Below are 20,444 nucleotides of genomic sequence, written 5' to 3' on the forward strand. Positions count from 1 at the left end.
AAATTGCTTAAACCTAATCAAAATAATCTTATTTGGTTAGGTTTTTTTAATCCATTTAAGTTAAGTGCTTTTTGTTGAAAATGGGAACGAATGTTTGGTATGGTGTTGGTAGAAAGGAGGTGAAAGAATGATTTACAGTCGAAAAATTAAACTTATGACAAAAAAAGAACAAGAATTACAATTAGATGGTCAATCCAAAATGTGTAATTGGTTGTATAATCAACTATTTGAATTCGTTGAAGAAGATTATATAAATGGAAACTCTAGAAAATTACTAAATGGAAGAAATTTAAGGAATGAAGTTCCTAAAATAAAGCAAGAATCGCCCTTTTTGTACAAAGTTCACTCATCCCCTTTGAAGAATGCAGCTATTCGCTTGAAAGATGCATATGATCGGTTTTTTGATAAAAAATTAGACAACCAAAAACCTCATTATCGGTCATGGAAAAAGAAATGGTTTTCTTTGTATTATGATGAGCCAAATAAAGGTTTCAAATTACTTGAAGATAGGAAACTATCTATTTCTTTTGGGAAACTGTCAGACGCAGAATATACAGAAATGAAGAAAAAAGACAAGAAGACGAAAAAACAAATTTCTATTGTTGTTTCTTTATCAGAACCGTTCGTACCTAGAGAAAACGAAGTCATAAAAACTCTACAAATTACAAAGGATATTGGCGGTTATTACGCTGTATTTACCGTTGAAAATCGTAAAGAAGAAAGGAAAGTAGATGAACAAAGTTTTATTGTTTTGGACCCAAATCATAAGAATTTGGCTGTTGGAATCGACCACGTGGGTCGTTCTTATGAACTCAAATCCTTATCATCAAAGTTAAAATATTGGGATAAACGCATTGATCAGATCAAGTCAAAACGGGATAAATGTCAAAAACTTTCTCGATTAATCGTTACACCGAACACAGAATATTGGAAACCCAGTAAACGTTGGAATGATTTGAATCGAGCATTAGAAAAAGCTGAACTCACTCGACGAGAACAAATGAAGCAAGAGTTGTACAGCTTTGCTCATTATCTAAGCCATAAATATGACCATATTTTAATTGGTGATTATGTACCGACTCCGGATTTGGCAGAATACGGTTCAATGAGACGTGCGATGTTGAATCAAACACCGGTTGGTCAGTTCAGAAAAATTCTTGAATGGGTCCAAGAAAAGAATCACAAGTACTATACAAAGGTAGATGAAACAAACACAACAAAGGAATGTTGTATTTGTGGTCACATGAAAAAGAAGGAGCCTGATGTTCGCATTTTTATGTGTGAAAAATGCAACACAACGATGTATCGCGACTTAAACAGTGCGGTGAATATGGCGAAAAAAGAAAGAAAGTTATTGCCTTGCTTGGGCTATGTAGGGGTGGAACACCCTACATATACAGTATGGTGGGATTGGAAACGTCAAAAAATTGTACGTGGAAAGTTTCGTCAACTGGCTGGTGTAAATAAGTCACCAGGTCAAAACAAAGAGAATTCTTCGCCACAAGAAGAGTTCCTCCTAAATCTTATCTAAGGTTGAATAACTTTGGGTAATTTTAATTAATTTAGGGAAAGCGGACAGTGAAATGATGTAACTCTCAAAAAGTTAGAGAAAAAATGAATCATATCAACTTATGTGTACTTATTTTATTCAGTTTCAAGTTCCTTTGCGACCGGCAACTTTTGTTTTGATAAAGTCTGTTTTCTGAAAGAAAAAGGTCTTAAGAATGTAATAAACCCACCAGCATCCTTGTGTATCTCGCAGCTCATTTTAAAAGAAGGCAACTAACCCTTGTGGGTGTTGCCTATTAACGTTTCCTGCAACGTATGAACACTTCCATTTGACTGACCCGAGTATAAACTGTAGCGTTACAACTCAGGGGCTAAGGCACCATTTTTTCGTTATTGATAAAGTAAAATTGACAGTTTAGATACTTTACCCGTAAAGTTGCTTATTATGCAGATTGAAACGGAGGAGAACAGATGCAATTCATTAATAATCTACTTCTGGATATGGAACTAGATCCTAGATTAGTAGAATATCTTTCGATTATAATCAAGATTTTGCTAATAGGGCTTATCTGTATCGTAGCGAATTTTATTTCAAAGAAAATAGTGATCAGGATTATTACTCGTATCGTTACAAACTCCAAAGTCAAGTGGGGTAAAATCATTTTGGAAAGACAAGTTTTTCGAAAGTTATCCCACATTGTTCCTGCGATCATTATTTATTCGTTTTCTTCAATCTTTCCAACCTATCAATCAATTATCGGAAAATTGGCCATTACCTATATCATTATTGTAGGGTTAGTGTTTATTCAAAGCTTACTTAATGCACTTAATGATATTTATCAAACCTTTGAAATATCCAAGGTTAAGCCTATTAAAGGATATATTCAGGTGGTTAACATTATTATCATGACTCTTGGGTTCATCTTAGTCATCTCGAACCTAATAGGGGAGAGTCCTCTTATCCTATTAAGTGGTATTGGTGCTCTCTCGGCAGTTTTGATGTTAGTATTTAAAGATTCGTTATTAGGTCTAGTGGCAGGAATTCAGTTAACGACCAATGATATGGTTCGGGTTGGTGACTGGATTGAAGTGCCAAAGTATGGAGCAGATGGTGACATTATTGATATTTCTTTAAATACCGTACAGGTTCAAAATTTTGACAAAACGATTACGATGATACCAAGTTATGCCCTTATTTCCGATTCTTTTATAAACTGGAGAGGGATGCAAAGCTCAGGCGGCCGACGAATCAAGCGCCCTTTGTATATAGATACCAGCAGTATCACGTTTTGCACCGAGGAAATGATTGAGAAATTTATAAAAGTTCATTACCTTTCAGACTTCATTATTCAAAAGGAAAAGGAAATTACTGAGTACAATGCCAAAAATGAAATAGATCGGAACAATCGTGTGAATGGTAGGGCCCTTACCAATATCGGTGTTTTTAGGGTGTATATCAGCAATTACCTCAAGAATCACCATGGAATCAATCAGAATATGTCCTTAATGGTTAGACAGCTGGGACATAGTGAACATGGGTTGCCTATAGAAATTTATGCATTTACCAATGACGTAAAGTGGGCAGTGTATGAATCTGTGCAATCTGATATCTTTGACCATCTATTTGCAGTTGCACCAGAGTTTGGACTTAGAGTATTCCAGAATCCATCAGGGGCTGATTTAAGAAACATGGTAGAAGAATCGAGCAACAAAGCCTTGATTGGCGAAAGAAGCTATTGAAATAATCAATCACCGAAACAAAACCGACTGTTTTAAATAACACAGTCGGTTTATTCTAATTCAAGAGACTACTTTGGTAATCCTTTATACCTTGCCGTTGTCAAGTTTTGTATGTATTCCTCAAGCTCAGGCATTTCCGCTTCTCTGGCAATTCTTATGGACAATTTAATATCATAATGATATAAATTCATGCAATCGTATATTCTAGATTAAAATATAAAATAAAGATTTATTTTATATTTTTAACAAAAATGACCGTTGTTAACTATAAAAAGCTAAAATATACCCACTTATTATGACAGCATTAATTATAGCTCACAAAAGACTCACCAACATCCCATGTGTTGCCACTTACACTCGCGACATGTGAAGTGAATCTCACAACTCATTTTAAAGAAAGGCAACTAACCTATTGGGTTGTTGCCTTTTAGTTTTCTTGCAACGGATTAACAAAGGTATATAAATTAATAGGTGCAAGTGTGAAACAAGACAATCAAATATATTGATTGAATCGGTCTGTCGAGAAAGTCTTGATAGATTTTATTATTTTATGAATATTTAAACAATTAACTGCTTTAATTTACTATAATATGAGTAATTAAACTAATAATGCGTGGTGAATAAAAAAGTGTTAAAAACAAAAGAATCCTCACAAAACGAATGTGAATTTGTGAAAGGTATTCCCCCTGTCATAGTTGGCTAGACTTGTAGCGAACTGAAAGAAGAATAGTAGATAAAATCAGAAAGGATGACAAAATGCCAGAAATAAAAGATGAAATCATTTTAAGAGGGCTTAAAGAACATAATTTAAAAAATATAGATCTAAACATACCAAAAGAAAAAATCATCGTATTTACTGGTCTTTCAGGCTCAGGAAAGAGCTCAGTTGTATTTGATACATTAGCAACAGAAAGTAGAAGACAAATGACTTTGAACTATCCTCTCTATGTTAGAAATCAAATGCCAAGGTACGAAAGACCCCACGCCGATTTTATGCAAAACTTAAGCCCGGTTATAGTAGTAGAGCAAAGACCGATAGGAGGCAATCCCCGCTCAACAGTAGGCACCTATATGGATATAAATCCATTAATTAGACTTTTGTTCTCGAGAATAGGAAATCCATCAATAGGTTCTGCCAACGATTTTTCGAGTCAAAGTTCCTTTGGTAGATGTCCAGAATGTGGTGGATATGGGGAGGTTATTGCGCCAGACCTAAATAAGATGATCGATTACGATAAGTCACTTCGAGATTATGCAGTGAAATTTAAGCCATTATCGCCTTCAGGTTGGCAAGGTAATTGGATGATGACCTGCGGATTATTCGATCCAGATAAACCCATAAAGGACTATTCAGAAGAAAAATTCCACCTACTAGTATATGGTCCCCTGGAAGGTGAAAGAGCCTATGCACCGTTTCACACAAAACATGGACCTCAAAACGCAGAGTGGGATGGGTTATTGCCTCGATTTACGCGCCTTTATATAAATAGAGACATCACAAAACTACAACAAGTATCCCAAGATGACGTCTTAGCAGTGTCAACTCGATTCTTATGCCCAACCTGCCAAGGTTTAGGCCTAAACCCAAAGGTATTAGAATGTAGAATAAATGGCCTGAATATCGCAGAATACGATCAATTAGAGCTTCCAGAAATACTAGAAGAACTAAAGAACATAAAAGATCCTATGGGAGAATCTATAGCACAACAAGCAATCCCACATGTAAAACAACTAGTCGACATGGGACTAGGATATTTGAGTCTATCAAGAAAAATGGGGACCCTGTCCAGTGGCGAAGCTCAAAGGGTAAAAATCGCTCGTCATTTAGGGAGCAGTCTAAACAATATCACATACATTTTTGACGAACCAAGTGCAGGACTCCATCCAGAAGAAGTGGATATGTTAATACAAATGCTAAAAAGGATAAAAGACCAACATAATACTGTCATCGTAATCGAACACAATCTATCAGTAATAAAAGTAGCGGATGAAATCATAGAAATGGGACCAGGAGCAGGTGTAAATGGAGGAAAAGTTGTCTATCAAGGAAAATTAGAAGGACTAAAAAACTCTCCCACCGCCACAGCCCTAAACCACAAGCTAAAAATAAATAAAAATCCAAGGGATATAAAAAATTATTTTACAATAAACAGAGCAAGTAACAATAATTTAAAAAATATAAGCGTAAATATTCCTAAAAATGTCTTAGTCTCTATATGTGGAGTATCAGGTTCAGGTAAAAGCTCCTTAATATTGGAAGCGTTCACAGAAAGATATCCAGAAACCATCATGGTAGGACAAGGCGGCATCGGAATCTCCAACCGTTCGACTCTAGCTACATATATGGGAATAATGGACGATATTCGCGCAATATTTGCAAAAGAAACAGGACAACCAGCAGGTTTATTCAGCTTTAACTCCTCAGGAGCATGTCCTATCTGCAAAGGAAAAGGAATCCTAACGCCAGAAGTAGCATTTGCAGATCCGGTGACAATCCCTTGTGAAGCATGTGGTGGTATGAGATATTCAGACGAAGCGCTTGTCTATCGATATCAAGATAAAAATATAGTAGAGATTTTAGAATTAACAATAGACGAGGCTATTCATTATTTTAAAATACCTAAGATCATAAAAAGAGTGCATACGCTAAAAGACGTAGGATTAGGGTATCTGACCTTAGGACAGACGACAAGTTCTCTAAGCGGAGGAGAAATCCAACGTCTAAAACTCGCAAGCCATTTACAAAAAGAAGGACAAATCTACCTATTAGACGAGCCGTCCTTAGGACTACACACAGAAGATAATGAAAAACTCTTAGACGTATTTCAAAATTTCGTAAACAGAGGTAATTCTGTCATCATAATCGAACACAATCTAAACTTTATAGCGGCGAGCGACTGGGTAATAGAATTGGGTCCAGGAGGAGGCAAACAAGGTGGACAAATTATATTAGAAGGTCCACCAGAAGAAATGTTACATGCAGAGACATTGACAGCGAAATGGTTAAAGGATGGAGTTAGAAAACATTTCACTTAAAATGTGGAATAATATAAACTAAATTCACACAGCTATTTAACCGACTATTATAAAACAAATATTTACATATACTTAAACTATTATGAGTAAAAACAATAGGGGGAAAACTGACATGACAAAGAGTGATACAATCAGCAATAAAAAGGATTTGTTACTAGAACAACGTGAAGAATTACTTAGAGCATTGAAAGCCCGTTTTGAGAAAAACATGCACCGCCATAAAGGTGTTGAATGGGTTAAGGTCCAAGCAAAGCTGGATGCTAATCCTGAAAAACTGTGGTCACTCAATGAAATGGAAAGAACTGGCGGTGAACCGGATGTTGTTGGTCATGATAAAAAGAAGGGCGAATACATTTTTTATGATTGTTCAGCGGAAAGTCCTAAAGGTCGCAGAAGTGTTTGTTACGACCGTGAAGCGTTGGAGTCAAGGAAAAAACATAAACCAGAAAATAACGCTATTGATATGGCAACTGCCATGGGCATTGAACTTTTAACGGAAGAACAATATCGAGCGTTGCAGAAACTTGAAAATTTCGATATGAAAACGTCGAGTTGGGTGCAAGCACCTTCTGATATTAGAGAACTTGGCGGTGCCCTTTTTTGCGATTTTCGCTATGGGCACGTCTTCTTGTATCATAACGGTGCGGACTCCTACTATGGCGCCAGAGGGTTCCGTGGTTCGTTAAGGGTCTAAATTTTGTACAAACAGCCACATTGGAAAAGAGAACGAATCACCTAGGGAAAGGCTTTAATTTTATTTTCTAAATATCGGACACTTTTCTTTAGTGTCCAAAATCATAAAAAAGCTGAAAATATGTAAGTGTTTATCATTTCTTTCATATTTTCAGCTTCTTTCTATTCAAAAAAAGATATCTCATGATCCAACGTGGACATATATATAACCTTAATGAAGAAACATTTAATTCACTACTACAATACTTGGAATAAATAGTTCGCCTGTAATTGCACTATATACAGGAAATCGTGATTCCGAATCTACTGAAATGATATATAAATTATTGAGAGATATAAATTGAAAGTTCAGTACGACTTTTGTAGTAATAACTCATGATAAAAGAATAGCTGAGAAGGATGATAGAATAGTAGAAATTAAAGTACGTATTCAAACAGAAGTATAGACAAAATAGTTTATGTTATCTAAATATAAAGAATATTATTGACAATAGAAAACTATGGTGCTAACATTTTTATAAACCGTAGACGAGGGAGTTAAACTGTTAAACGATCTTTCAGCGAATCCGGGATGGTGTAAGCCGGACAGATGCCGTAACAGCAAGTGGGGCCTCAGAGGGCGAAGTGAAAGAATTTTTTTAGTAGCTTAGACGCATAGCCAGCGTTATAGGGCTAAGGGTGTGTGTATGTGAGCACTCTGTAGAGTGGGTATGTATGATACATATCAAACAAGGTGGTACCGCAAGTTAACACTTGTCCTTGAATTATTATTTAAGGACAAGTGTTTTTTATTATTTTATGGGCTCAAACAACTGTAAGTAAGCAGGATATAGTTGTTGCAGCAGCTCTATTATTCATTGCAAGTGTTGAGAGGAGTAGGTGTCATGGATGATCAATTTACGCTATATAACTTAAAAGTAGAAGTAGTAGGTACAGATAAACCAATGGTTTGCAAGCATCAGGAAGGTGACTACTTCTTAGTTATAGGGGAAGACCTTATTTTCCCAGAAAATAACTCGTTTTCAATGTATGCCTTAAGCGCTATTTTGCCATTACTGCCTGCAAAACAACGAGTTTTACACACTAATGACTGGATGTTGTCTGATAGTGTAATTGCCTGCCCAGATCCAAACTGTGGTGCTAGATTTAAAATAACTCGTATCGGGACTCAAGAATTTAGTCATGCTGAATGTACGACAGAACCTATATATAAAGGAGATAAAAAATAATGGTAGAACGATTCGAACTAGCAAAAGATTATACGATCAGTAGAGTTATCAACGGGTGTTGGCAACTATCGGAAGGTCATAGCTTAGAAACTAATTTAGACAAGCAAGATATACTGAAGGCCTTCCATATGCTTGTCGAAAAAGGATTTACGACATTTGATTGTGCTGATATATATACAGGTACTGAAGAGCTCCTCGGTGAATTCTCAAAGCAACTTCAGCACGGAAGCACCATTTCACCCAATGATATCCAAATTCATACCAAGTATGTACCTGATATCAATCTACTCAGTGATGTCGATTTTACATACACTGAACAAATAATTGACAGAAGCCTTAAACGGCAAAATCGAGATGTATTAGATCTAGTGCAGTTTCATTGGTGGGATTACAATGTGCCCGGCTATATCGAGACAGCAGGGGATCTGTATAGACTAAAAGAAAAAGGGAAAATACGTAATATCGCCGTTACAAACTTTGATATGAAGCATTTGAGCGAAATCGTTGATGCTGGGATACCTATTGTGTCTTGCCAGAACCAATACTCGGTTTTTGATAGGCGTCCAGAAAAAGAATTATTAGATTATTGTAAAAGTAAAGGGATTTCCCTGCTGTGCTATGGTACATTATCAGGTGGTTTATTAGCAGAAAAATGGATCGGCAAACCATCTATACAGCCCGAAACACGCTCACATGTTAAATATCTTCAGGTGATTGAAGAGACTTTGGGTTGGGATAGCTATCAGGAATTGTTGTTATTGCTACAAAGAATCGCTAAAAAGCATTCTGTTAGCGTCGCTCATGTTGCTACAAAATATATCTTAAGTCAACAAGGTGTTGGGGCCACAATTATTGGAGTTAGAAATAGCAGCCATGTTGAGTCAAATGCACACATATTTACTTTCGAACTCGATCGTTCTGATATTAAAGAACTAAATCAATTCTTAGATAATTATCCAATACTAGATGGTGAACCTTTTGAGTTAGAGCGTACGGCTGATTCAAAATTCCGAAATATTATGAAGATGAATTTGAATGAAGAATAATTATACTAAACGATCTTAACGCAGTTTTTGGGTGTTGCGACGATTAAACAAGAGTACACGTTTAATACATAAGAGGGAGTTTCTATATGGATAAAAAACTTGAATTTAGAGGTGGCTGGGGAGTCGCGTTTATTCCAGTCGTTATTTTTCTGTTTTTCTGCATATTGTATTTTATCGTTTTTAAAGCGTTTGAAATGTATGCACTCGCAATGGGTGCTTTCGTCGCACTGATGGTGGGTGCAATTTTTGTGAAAAAGGGTAACTACGATCGTTTTTGGGATTCTGTCTATGATGGCGTAAAGGAAGCTGTCCCAATTACAATCCTTCTGTTCGCCATCGGGATGTTCTCGGAATTGATCAAAGCTACTAATATTTCGGCAGGTTTCGTATGGCTTGCCGATTCGTTAGGTGTGGATGGAGGATTATTCACTGCGTTCACATTTATAGCAATTTGTATCATATCTACGGCTACTGGATCATCCATCGGAACAATGTTTACCTGCTTCCCTATTTTCTACCCGGCAGGAGTATTGTTGGGATGCGATCCTGCTGTTCTTGCGGGGGCAATCGTCAGTGCTTCTATTTTTGGAGATAACTTAGCACCAATATCAGATACTACGATTATCTCGGCAGGAACTCAAGAATACACAAAAAAAGATGGTTTTGCTGAAGTGAGCGGCTGTGTTGCCACTCGACTGAAGTATTCCTTGGTCGCAGGGACGATCTCCTTTTTTCTGTTCTGGATCTTTGGCGGTGGTGGCACGGTAGGTGTGGGCGCTTCAGATATTCTTGCTAAGAACATGAATCCAATCACCCTAGTCATGCTAGTTCCGGTAGTCGTCATGTTAATCGTCGCAATCAAAACTCGCAATATTTATAAAGCTATTACGATAGGTATTGTTTTAGGGATAATAACAGGTCTAGCGTTTAATCTCTTAACTTTCGATAATATTATTTCAGTTAAGGATGGTACTCCGGTAGGATTCCTAACGGACGGCATTAACAGCATGATGGCAATCGTTACGCTCGTTATTTCAGTCTACGGTATAATGGGTGTGCTTAACGGTGCGGGAGTGCTTGAAAAAGTGACAAATGGCATACTTAACAGCAAAATGGGCAAGACGGCTCGCGGTGCTGAAATCGCTATGATGTTAGGTATTTCGTTTACAACTTTGATCTTCGGTGGTGTAACTAGTGCATCGATGACGACATTTGGAAAAGTACAGAATGAGATTGGCAAACGTGTTGGTTTGCATCCATACCGTCGTGCTAATCTACTTGATGGTTTTGCTAATTCTATCGTACTAGTAATCCCTTTTTTAAGTGTTTTTGTATTCCTCGGCGCTTTGCTGACACAAGGTTATGATTTTGTTGCACCGCTTTTACTAACACAAATCAGCAGCGGTATGATTTATTGCATGGTACTGTTCTTGGTTCTATTGTTCTCGGTTATAACGGGATGGGGCCGCAAATATGAAGGCTTGGAAGGGAAAGCAGTTAGCAATCCTCAAGATTAGTAAACAAGATACTAAGTCAGGCTCTCATAATATGGTGAGAGCCTTTTTTTAGATAGTGCTAACACTGAATCCCTTTCTGGAAAAACGGTGAATTATAATATATGAATTAAGCCATGTGGAGGTCGTTACGGAGCTTAAGTCGTAATAATAGTACTGAAACCTTGCCGTATGGCAGGTTTTTTTAGGATTAATGGTGGTGAACCGCATCATAAGTAAATGAGTTCCTTTTCTTAAAACTAAATAAGTTGATTTAATGTTTTCCCCCTTCGATTGGGTAAAATCTATTCAAGAGCCAAACTTAGATATATTCTTCTTATTGATGATTTTTTAGATAACCATAACAAATGGAGGAATTTTTTTATCTTCAAAAAAAAGCTGACGTGGCTATATGATATTGCCTTCGTCAGCTTTTCCATTGTTAAAACGAATAAGAACCCATAATTCTCCTTTAATAAGAAAATTGAAGATACGCTTATTTTGTTATATTTCAGAAAATATAGATTATAAATTCTGTCCAAATTTAATGTTATATTAATAAAAAAATAGGATATAAGATAGAGGAGAGATTATGAAAAATGAATGGATTTTACGCTGGTCTTTCTTTATTTTTGGATTAATGGTGTTAGCATTTGGCATATCGTTAACAATTGAAGGAAAGCATTTAGGGATTGGACCATGGGATGTTCTTCATTATGGTCTATTTACTAAATTTGGCTTTACTATTGGAACTTGGTCGATAATAATTGGATTTTTACTCTTGTTGATCAGTTCAATTTTCAATAAGGCATGGCCAAAAATAGGGGCTTTTCTGAATATGTTGTTTCTAGGATTATTTATTGATCTTTTTAATTGGATGTTACCTAGCATTGATAGTTTAGCAGGAGCAACAATTTCCTTTATCATAGGTGTCGTTTTAATTGGGTATGGTATTGGATTATATGTTTCTGCTGATTTTGGAGCAGGTCCTAGAGACAGCTTTATGTTATTAATTGTTGAAAGAACGGGTTGGAGTATCCCGTTGGTTAGAAGTGGAATTGAAGTACTCGTTTTTCTTCTTGGTTGGATGTTAGGGGGGCCTATTGGAATTGGAACAGTGTTTATTGCGTTTGGATTAGGTCCAATTTTAGGATTTTCTATTCCTCAATGTAAGAAACTGATGGCATATTTCCTTGACCAAAAGGATCGCCTGTTAACGCATATGTAGACAATTAAAAATAAATAAACACGATGTAGGAGTATCCCTTCATGGGGGGAGCCTCTTTCATTTCAAAAGTATTTGCCAGTCCCCGCTTTTTTGAGAAACCTCATTTAGAAATGCTATGGATAACCGTATCATAAGTAAATGAGGTTTTTTGCTGGTCGTTCTGAAATACAAAAATTAGGGGATTTAAGCACGCATGCAACATGTCAAAAGCAACATTCCTTTAGAAAGCAGTGTATGAAAAAAGGCAATTCATCCCACACTACCTGATGGTATGGGATGAATCGCCCTTAGTTAATTCACGCATTCAAAGCCAATTGAATCATTAGTTCAATGGCAGAGGGAATGGCTTCCTCATCAATGTCAAATTTCGGATGATGGTGAGGATACTGGCTTTTTTCGCTTTGCATCCCAACGTTAATGAATACACCTACTTTTTCTTTTAAATAGTAGGAATAATCTTCAGCCCCTAGTACAGGCTCAAATGGTAAGAACACATCATCACCGAAGGTCTTTTGGATGATTTCTTTCGCAAATTCGCACGCTTCTGGATGATTGTATAATGGAGGGGTTCCTTCTATCAAATGAAAATGTCCTTTTGCCCCAAAGCTTGTGCAAATTGATTCAGTTAGCTGAGCTGTTTGTTTGTGCATTAATTCAGCTCCTTCATACGTTAATGCTCTAATAGTACCTTGAAGGTTTACTTTATCAGGAATGACGTTGTATGAATTTCCTCCCTGAATACCTCCAAATGAAATCACTCCTGAATGTAAGGGATTTAAATTTCTGCTGACAATCGATTGGAACGCTTGTATAAGATGGGTTGCGATGTAAATTGGGTCCACTGTTTCGTGTGGATTGCCCGCGTGTCCACCTTTCCCTTCAATTATAATGTCAAAGTCATCGCAGGATGCCATAGCAGGGCCTGTTGCAAAACCAATTTTACCTAAAGGCATATTAGACATATAATGGATTCCATATATTACATCGACTTCATCTAATATACCTTCTTCTACAAGTTGTTTAGCCCCGCTTGGTGATGCTTCTTCAGAGCTTTGAAAGATAAATACAATATTATTTTTTACTAAATGTGGGTGAGTGCTCATCCAATTAGCTACCGCGAGTAAAGTCGCGGTATGACCATCGTGACCACAACCATGCATGACGCCAGGAACTGTTGAAATGTAAGGCTTGTCTCCTTCTTCATGAAGCGGGAGAGCATCCATATCGGCTCTGAGCGCAACGGTTTTTTTCCCTTCTGTTCCTTTAAAATAGGCGACAACATTTGGTGCAGAATAATTATTTTTGATAGCGATGCCGAATTCAGTTAATTTCTCTTTCACATAAGCAGCTGTTTCATATTCTTGTCCGGATAGCTCAGGATGCATATGGAAATGTCTGCGCTGTTCAATTGTCCAAGCTATTAATTCTGTATCTACAAGTTTTGTTTGTAACATAATAAACCTCCGTTAATTCTTCTTAAAATGGTCCGTACTGAATCACTTGTGCAATGATTAGGAAAATAATACTGATGACTATTTGAATGAATATAAAAGGTAGAATCCATTTTATCCATTTTGTAAAAGGAATCCCTGCAACTGCAAGTCCAGCAAGCAACACACCTGATGTAGGGAAAAGGGAGTTGGAAATGCCGTCCCCAAGCTGAAATGCTAGTACCGCAGTCTGCCTTGTCACTCCAACAAGGTCAGATAAAGGTGCCAGGATTGGCATTGTGAGAGCTGCTTGACCACTCCCTGAAGGTACAAGAAAGTTGAGTGAAAGCTGTAAAAAAAACATTCCTATAGCGTTCAGAATCGGCGATAGTTGACTTAGAAAGGTAGAGGCAAAATACAAAACAGAGTCTATTAATTTTCCATCCTGGATCACAACGAGAATGGCCTGTGCGAAACCAATGATTAAAGCACCACCAATTAGGTCTTTTGCTCCATCGATGAAGCTGTCCGCAATATTGTTCGGATTTAATTTTCCAACAATCCCGATTAGGACTCCAAATAGTAAGAACAAACCAGCAATTTCAGTTATATACCAACCAAATTTTATAACTCCGAAAATCAATACTACAAAGTTGAGTAAAAAAATGGTTAGAATCCATTTGTGACGAATGGTTAGTCTTAAATTTGTATTGACTTCCATTTGATTTCCTTCTTGATATTTTCCTAAATACCTTAGTTCAGGATTGGACTTGACTTTTTTCGCGTAGCGGTAAACGTAAAGGACTCCAGCAATGTATAATGTAGCGAATAATACTAGTCTGAGACCAATACCTGAGAATGTAGGCAATTCTGCTATACTTTGTGCTACTCCGATATTAAATGGATTCAGGACAGCACTCATGAATCCGATATTGGCCCCCAGTGAAACAATTGCAAAACCGACCATCGCATCTAACTTTAAGGCAATAGCTACTGGAGTGATAATAGCAATATATACAATGGTTTCTTCAGCCATTCCCATCAATGTGCCACCAACTGAAAAAAACAGCATGAGAACGGGGATGAGCAATAATTCCCTATTTGCTAGTTTTCTTGTTATATTCACAATTAATGCATCAAGGGCGCCTGTTGCCTTTAAAATGCCAAAAGCACCGCCAATGATCAAAACGAAGAAGATAATTCCAGCACCATCGATCATGCCTGAATGAATACTAGTAAAGATATTAAAGAATCCGACTGGAGACGACTCTGTCAGAGTAAAAGAATCAGGAACTACAAGCGTACGACCATCTTTTTCTACTCGGTCAAATTCACCAGCTGGCACAATGTATGTCAAAATAGCGGAAATGACGATCACAAAGAAAAGTAAGACAAATGCATTAATGTTGAGTGCCTTCTTGCCTGTGCTTTTATTTTGAGATTGATTTTGTATGATGTTCTTCTGCATCTAGTAAACTCCCTTTTAATATTTCGTAGTGTGAAAGTTAATGAATTTTTATTCAATTGATTGTAAATTATATTCAAATATAATGCAAGGGGGAGGATTAATATTTCTATGGAATATAATAATCGTAGACTAGATGATTTCTTGTTGGGAATAGTCGTTAGGATTGCTGTTTGTTTAGCATCGGAGTTTGCCCTAATACCCAAGACTAGCACCTAAGATCTGAGTGTTAGGATTTTGAAATTTATGTAAAAATATTATTTAGATACATCATGGAGAACCGTATCATAAGTAAATGAGGTTTTTAAGTAAGGGTGTCTCCTAGACTACATAAAATGGAATACATTATATAGTGGAACACTTTTGGTTAAAATTTTGACAATATGTTAGTTGCCTAATCGTTCGCTAACATGTGAAGACCATTGGAGAAAATTCTCTGATGGTTTTCTACTATTATGTAAACAGTACAAGTGAATGAATTCCTGTGTAGATAGTAGTAGGATAAATAATAGGTAAAACACAAGTGTATTCCGTTAACCGAAAAATGGTAATGGTAGTTTCCTTGAATAAGCATGTATCCAATGATGAACAAATATGCTGTAATAGTGATAGAACAATCGTTCAACCTGTTCTAAGTAGTCAAAGAAGTGAGGAATTGATCGTGAAAAAATTTAAGAAGTTTTACTTAGAGATTACAAGTGTATGTAATCTTGCATGCAGCTTTTGTCCGCCAACAGAACGGCAGAAGCAATTCATTTCTGTGGAGGATTTTTCTAAGAGATTAGATCAAATTAAACCGCACACAGACTACATTTATTTACATGTAAAAGGTGAGCCGCTGCTCCATCCTAAAATAGGCCAATTGTTAGACGTAAGTCATGAAAAAGGGTTTAAAGTTAATATCACAACCAATGGAACATTAATTAATAAAAAGAGGGAAAAATTATTAAATAAGCCTGCGCTAAGACAAATGAATTTCTCACTCCATAGCTTTGATGGCCATGTTGGTTCTAAAGATAAGGAAGGGTATGTGAGAAGTATCCTTTCTTTTATTAAAGAAGCAACGAGTCAATCAGAAATGATTGTTTCCCTGAGATTATGGAACCTTACACAAGACAATACGACGAATATTGAAAGAGAACGAAACAGAGAATTACTAGAAATGATTGAGAAAGAATTTGATTTAGACTACAAAATTGAAGAGAAGGTCGTACCAGGAAGCGGCGTGAAAATTGCGGACCGCATCTTCATTAATCAAGATTACGAGTTTCAGTGGCCTGCGTTACATGAAGAAGAAGATGATGGGAAGGGCTTCTGCTATGGCATGCGAAATCAAGCAGGTATTTTAGCAAACGGAACTGTTATTCCTTGCTGCCTAGATGGTGAGGGAGTTATCAACCTTGGAAATATTAATGATCATTCATTTTCTGATATTATCGAGATGGATCGAGCAAAAGACCTGGTAGATGGTTTTTCACGAAGAGTGGCAGTGGAGGAACTATGTAGAAAATGCGGATATCGTAAAAGGTTTGGAAAATAGATAGGTAAATGGCTAAGATTTAGCAAGTTAGGTAGAGTCAATCCAACTCATTCCCTCATTTAGATATAACGCGGTGAACGGTACTATAAGTAATGGTAAACAAGGAAGTAGAGCATACAATAATGATAAATAATTTAAAGCTGAGTATTTTAAAGGTTTCATGGGGAAAGGTCTAAATAAAAGTGACTAATAGTGTGTGATAAGGTGAAATTTATTAGATACAGAATTAGGAAGATACTTTGGTATCTCTTTTTTTTATGATAAGCAGAAGAATAAAACGGAATATACTTACAACAAAAAAGAACTCAAACTAGGTGGGCTATAAATGAAAGATATTATGCAAAAAATTATTGAGTTCAGAGATGGGTCCCTTATCACAATGAAAAGGATTTAGCTATTTCTATATCATTAGAAGCGAATGAACTATTAGAAAATTTTCAATGGGGAAATAGTGAATAAGAAAAACCCGCTCTTTTTCCAAAAAAGAAGTAAGCGGGTTTTAAGCGTTCTACAAACTCACTCCGTTGTTGTCAGGGACGCCTGGACATCCGGACTAATTGCCGATTGAGGATAGTTAATTTGTTCTCCGAATTCTACCCAGTCGAGATTTGCCATCATCAACAGATAGCGTTTACCGGTGGAAGGGTCGCTGATGATGAGGTGGTCACGACCAGCCGTTTCTATGCGCCCGTGGTAAACCATTGCATTCCATTTATTGTTACCTTGATAAGTAAAGTAGAATGTACCTATTTTACCTTTGTTGAAGCGTAGGATATTTTCGATAAATGATTCTTCCATCGTGCCTCCCGCAAATTGCTTCCCAGTCCCGATAGGAACCACTGGGACACCGTACGAGGGTCCAGATGGCATATTCGCTGGGAATCCGGCAGGTTGTTGTGCGCCATTAACTCGCATCATGGAAGCTGGATCAAAACCAGAATAATAATTCATTGGATTATAACTAGAGTCTCCACAAGTCATGAGAAGATCAGCTCCTTTTTAATTTATCTATAAAACTCTGGGCAATAGCCCGGTACCGCAACATAGAAGCAATGATTCTTGTGCGAAAAATCGAACTTCGTCATGGGGGATCTTGGCATCGTTTCGGTACAAGGAGCTCGGTACTTTTTCCCCGGACTGGGGTTAAAAAACCACAAATTCGTTCTTGAACGAGGCTCCCTATCACCCTGTAACAGATTCCTAGCCCTTTGGAGGTCAGCTTCATTGGGACGTTGTGTATATAATGATCCATTTAAGACAGGCTCGAAGTGAGGAATGCCAGTTCCAGGTATGGTTTGGTAGATCGCATCTTTGATATTGCGCAACCCTTTGAAGTCAGGAGAACAGTCAGCTTCGACTCGATTGGCCACAACCGTTCCCACCATGTTCATCCCTTGAACGCCTTCACCACTCGCTTCCGCCAGCATGAGCCTCGCTAACTCCTCTACGTCACGTGAAGTATGTTTTATTCGTCTACCCATTTTCTCACTCCTTTGGCTTATACAGATAACTTATTACCTGAAGCTGGTTTTGGTAACTTGCCTATCAGCCCAAATCCTTCGATTTCATCCGATGTTTATAAAGTAACGAATAGTGTGTGATAAGGTGAAATTTATAAGATATCGAATTAGGGAGATACGTTGGTATCTCTTTTTTTATGATAAGCATAAAACAAATGATAAAATAGAATATATTCACAAAAAAAGAATGTAAACTAGGGGGACTATAAATGAAAGAATCCTTGCAAAAATCAGCTGGATATCGGCAGGCTGTTGATGAGATTTTTGAATTTAAAAGACAATATCACATCTAAACGAACATTGTAGAAAGCCCCCCACGACTTTAATGTAACGGGCGATAATGTTCACCAGCACCTCATGTATTGTCAAATACACTCTACACAAGAAATAAAGTGAAATACAATTTTGAAGTTGTATCTAAAGAAATTTTTATTCTGCAGTTAATTTTTGTATCGGCCATTATTGGGTATATTTCATGGATTTTAGCTAGTTACAACGGATTATCTTGGACAGTTATCATTATGCTTTTTGTTGTAATGGTTTATCATTTTATTACAACGAAGACAGTGGTAGGACGACATATTTATGCGGTAGGTAGTAACCCGGAGGCAGCACATCTTAGTGGGATTAATGTGAGTAAAATTACTTTTCTCGTATTTGGCTCTATGGGGATGCTATCCGCATTATCTGGTATTTTGTTTACCTCCCGTTTACAATCTGCAACAACCACTGCAGGTACTTTATTTGAACTTGATGCCATTGCAGCAGCATTCGTTGGTGGTGTTTCCGCTGCAGGTGGAGTTGGTAAAGTAACAGGAGCTGTGATTGGTGCACTCGTTATGGCAACGTTAACAAATGGGATGAACTTGATGGGAGTAGGAATTGCACCTCAATATATCATCCGTGGTGGTGTGTTGGCTCTAGCAGTTATTTTTGACGTGTTCACTCGTAAACAAAGAGCTTAAAATCATGTATCAATAATGAGAGAAATGGGCCAGCTATATGTAGTAGCTGGCATTTTCATTATCAACATGTTGGAAAAAATGTGAAGAATATCCACGGTTACAGGATGTTTATATACTTTTGGTTTGGACGATGAGAATGGATCACAGGTAGTTTGTTAGCCATCTTGGCAGGTCAACGGCAAAGACTGAGGCAAGTGAATTTTAATACACATGGAAATAGGAGGGGGCATATGCTAAGCAAAATGAAGTAGAATCATATCAAAATAGGGTAAATTAACGAACCGTTAGCGTTATTTAATTACTCTATTTAAGGATCATTTTATGGAATATCAACTTTAAAGATAATTGGAGATTCATGTTATAAAACTGAACAGCTAGATAACATTGATTTTAAAAATGTAATTTTAAAATTCTGTAAGTTTTTTAAATCGCAATTATGAAATTAATTCATATATGTGATAATCTTAAAATATTTAGGAAGGGAGTGGTTAGTTATGAATAAATCAATTCCAGAGATCACACTTAATGATGGGGTTACTTTACCAGTCATAGGTTTCGGTACATATCCACTTAAGGGGAATGATGGTGTTAATGCTATACAAAGTGCAATTGATGTAGGTTATCGACTAATTGATTCTGCTTATAATTATGAAAACGAAGGAACTGTAGGTGAAGCCGTTAGACGCAGCTCTGTTCCAAGATCCGAATTAAGAATTACTTCTAAATTACCAGGCCGTTATCAAGAGTATAATAAAGCGGTAGCAACCATTCAAGAATCTTTATATCGCGCCAATTTAGACTATTATGATTTATACCTAATTCACTGGCCTAATCCTAGTCAGGATAAATATGTGGAAGCTTGGCAGGCATTAATTGACGCTAAAAAATGGGGCCTTATCCGTTCTATTGGGGTTTGTAATTTTTTGCCTAAACATCTTGAACGTTTAGAAAAAGAAACGGGTGTAAAGCCAAGCATTAACCAAATTGAATTACATCCTTTCTTCAATCAAGCAGATCAAAGAAAATATCATGAAGAGAATAATATTGCGACAGAGTCATGGAGTCCATTTACTCGAGGATTTAAAGACCTGCAAATTGATACGCTTCTAACGATTGCCGAAAGTCATAACAAAACGATCCCACAAATTGTTTTGCGTTGGCATTATCAGCTAGGAGCCATTTCTATTCCGAAGTCAGCATCTCCTGTGCGTCAGCTTGAAAATATATCAATTTTTGATTTTTCATTAGATGATACAGAAATGAGCATGATTTCCAAATTAACTCGGCTTGATGGCAGAATTAAAAATCAGGATCCTGCTGTATATGAAGAGTTTTAATAATGACAGATAGTATAAAGGGGATGTCCCATAACGGAAGGGTCAGGCCCCGCAACGACTGTATACAGATTATAGTTAGTATTTTACTACTATATACTGTGCATAGAGTGCGAGGTCAGACCCTTTTGGGACAACCCCATTCTGTGTTATAAATAAACAAACTGCAATAAAACATCCAATATTTCATGAATTGATTTTTTTCAACGCAATCTA

The 20,444-nt window shown here is 36.9% G+C and carries 14 protein-coding genes and 2 pseudogenes; 12 read left to right on the forward strand and 4 right to left on the reverse strand.

The window, feature by feature from the left end; translation table 11 throughout:
* The first annotated feature begins 127 nt into the window (after nt 1–127).
* The 8 genes from AC625_RS03180 to AC625_RS03215 all read left to right on the forward strand — a co-directional run bounded on the left by AC625_RS03180 (nt 128) and on the right by AC625_RS03215 (nt 11,974).
* Entirely contained in the window at nt 128–1,531 is a 1,404-nt protein-coding gene (locus AC625_RS03180) for an RNA-guided endonuclease InsQ/TnpB family protein (RefSeq protein ID WP_218971211.1), read from the forward strand.
* Between the two features lie 449 nt (nt 1,532–1,980).
* Nucleotides 1,981–3,249: a mechanosensitive ion channel family protein gene (locus tag AC625_RS03185; protein ID WP_049679963.1), complete on the forward strand. Its 1,269-nt coding sequence runs from the start codon at nt 1,981–1,983 to the stop codon at nt 3,247–3,249.
* Nucleotides 3,250–4,005: 756 nt separating this feature from the next.
* Nucleotides 4,006–6,285, forward strand: coding sequence for an ATP-binding cassette domain-containing protein (locus tag AC625_RS03190; protein WP_049679964.1), 2,280 nt, complete (start codon nt 4,006–4,008; stop codon nt 6,283–6,285).
* Nucleotides 6,286–6,397: 112 nt separating this feature from the next.
* Entirely contained in the window at nt 6,398–6,979 is a 582-nt protein-coding gene (locus AC625_RS03195; protein WP_049679965.1) for a DUF4256 domain-containing protein, read from the forward strand.
* Nucleotides 6,980–7,862: 883 nt separating this feature from the next.
* A complete protein-coding gene (locus AC625_RS03200; RefSeq protein ID WP_049679966.1) occupies nt 7,863–8,207 on the forward strand; it encodes a TIGR04076 family protein in 345 nt (114 codons plus the stop codon).
* Nucleotides 8,207–9,253, forward strand: a complete 1,047-nt coding sequence (locus AC625_RS03205) for an aldo/keto reductase (RefSeq protein WP_049679967.1) — start codon at nt 8,207–8,209, stop codon at nt 9,251–9,253. Before AC625_RS03200 ends, AC625_RS03205 begins: the two co-directional genes overlap by 1 nt.
* A gap of 86 nt (nt 9,254–9,339) precedes the next feature.
* Nucleotides 9,340–10,770 (forward strand): Na+/H+ antiporter NhaC family protein, encoded by a 1,431-nt coding sequence (locus AC625_RS03210; protein ID WP_049679968.1) that lies wholly within the window; start codon nt 9,340–9,342, stop codon nt 10,768–10,770.
* 568 nt (nt 10,771–11,338) lie between these two features.
* On the forward strand, nt 11,339–11,974 hold the full coding sequence (locus AC625_RS03215; protein ID WP_049679969.1) for a YczE/YyaS/YitT family protein: 636 nt from the start codon (nt 11,339–11,341) through the stop codon (nt 11,972–11,974).
* Nucleotides 11,975–12,270: 296 nt separating this feature from the next.
* On the opposite strand, the gene AC625_RS03220 is transcribed toward AC625_RS03215, so the two are convergent.
* On the reverse strand, nt 12,271–13,428 hold the full coding sequence (locus AC625_RS03220; RefSeq protein ID WP_049679970.1) for a M20 metallopeptidase family protein: 1,158 nt from the start codon (nt 13,426–13,428) through the stop codon (nt 12,271–12,273).
* A 22-nt stretch (nt 13,429–13,450) separates the two neighbouring features.
* Nucleotides 13,451–14,860 carry a YfcC family protein gene (locus AC625_RS03225; protein ID WP_049683570.1) on the reverse strand — a complete coding sequence of 470 codons (1,410 nt, stop codon included), beginning with the start codon at nt 14,858–14,860 and terminating at the stop codon, nt 13,451–13,453.
* Between the two features lie 670 nt (nt 14,861–15,530).
* On the opposite strand from AC625_RS03225, the gene AC625_RS03230 reads away from it, so the two are divergent.
* A complete protein-coding gene (locus AC625_RS03230) occupies nt 15,531–16,409 on the forward strand; it encodes a radical SAM/SPASM domain-containing protein (protein ID WP_049683571.1) in 879 nt (292 codons plus the stop codon).
* Nucleotides 16,410–16,734: 325 nt separating this feature from the next.
* Nucleotides 16,735–16,865 (forward strand): annotated as a pseudogene (locus AC625_RS27535) (nucleoside triphosphate pyrophosphohydrolase family protein); the annotation flags it as partial.
* Between the two features lie 60 nt (nt 16,866–16,925).
* Here AC625_RS27535 and gerQ read toward each other — a convergent pair.
* Both gerQ and AC625_RS03240 read right to left on the reverse strand, forming a co-directional pair.
* Entirely contained in the window at nt 16,926–17,207 is a 282-nt protein-coding gene (gene gerQ, locus AC625_RS28440; RefSeq protein WP_425415433.1) for a spore coat protein GerQ, read from the reverse strand.
* A 206-nt stretch (nt 17,208–17,413) separates the two neighbouring features.
* Nucleotides 17,414–17,890 carry a cell wall hydrolase gene (locus AC625_RS03240; RefSeq protein ID WP_049679972.1) on the reverse strand — a complete coding sequence of 159 codons (477 nt, stop codon included), beginning with the start codon at nt 17,888–17,890 and terminating at the stop codon, nt 17,414–17,416.
* A 422-nt stretch (nt 17,891–18,312) separates the two neighbouring features.
* Between AC625_RS03240 and AC625_RS03245 the strand changes: the two are divergent.
* Nucleotides 18,313–18,894: pseudogene (locus tag AC625_RS03245) on the forward strand (ABC transporter permease subunit); the annotation flags it as partial.
* A 494-nt stretch (nt 18,895–19,388) separates the two neighbouring features.
* Nucleotides 19,389–20,231: an aldo/keto reductase gene (locus AC625_RS03250; protein WP_049679973.1), complete on the forward strand. Its 843-nt coding sequence runs from the start codon at nt 19,389–19,391 to the stop codon at nt 20,229–20,231.
* Nucleotides 20,232–20,444 lie beyond the last annotated feature (213 nt).

The sequence above is a fragment of the Peribacillus loiseleuriae genome (assembly GCF_001183985.1).
Lineage (GTDB): Bacteria > Bacillota > Bacilli > Bacillales > DSM-1321 > Peribacillus > Peribacillus loiseleuriae.